At 64.2% G+C, this 316-nt stretch carries 1 pseudogene; it reads left to right on the top strand.

From position 1 onward, the window contains the following. Window positions 1–56: 56 nt before the first annotated feature. Window positions 57–316, top strand: a pseudogene (locus EN859_RS36605) (NADP-dependent malic enzyme); the annotation flags it as partial.

Raw genomic sequence — 316 nt, 5'->3', positions numbered from 1 at the left:
GCGCCGCCGGGCGTGCGGTGTGCCGGGCCTAATTTCTTACGTCTCGCAGGCAAAAAATGGACGAACAACTGAAGCAAAGCGCTCTCGCCTATCACCAGAATCCGAAGCCCGGCAAGATCTCGGTCACGCCAACCAAGCCGCTGTCGAACCAGCTCGATCGGTCGCTCGCATACTCGCCCGGCGTGGCAGCGGCCTGCATGGCAATTTACGACGAGCCGCTCGACGCGCAGAAGTACACCTCGCGCGGCAACCTCGTCGGCGTGATCACGAACGGCACGGCCGTGCTCGGCCTCGGCAACATCGGCCCGCTTGCAGC

This window comes from Mesorhizobium sp. M00.F.Ca.ET.216.01.1.1 (assembly GCF_004010325.2).
Classification (GTDB): Bacteria; Pseudomonadota; Alphaproteobacteria; order Rhizobiales; family Rhizobiaceae; genus Mesorhizobium.
Note: the sequence above shows the minus strand (reverse complement) of the source record. Positions and strands in the feature narration are given on the sequence as shown.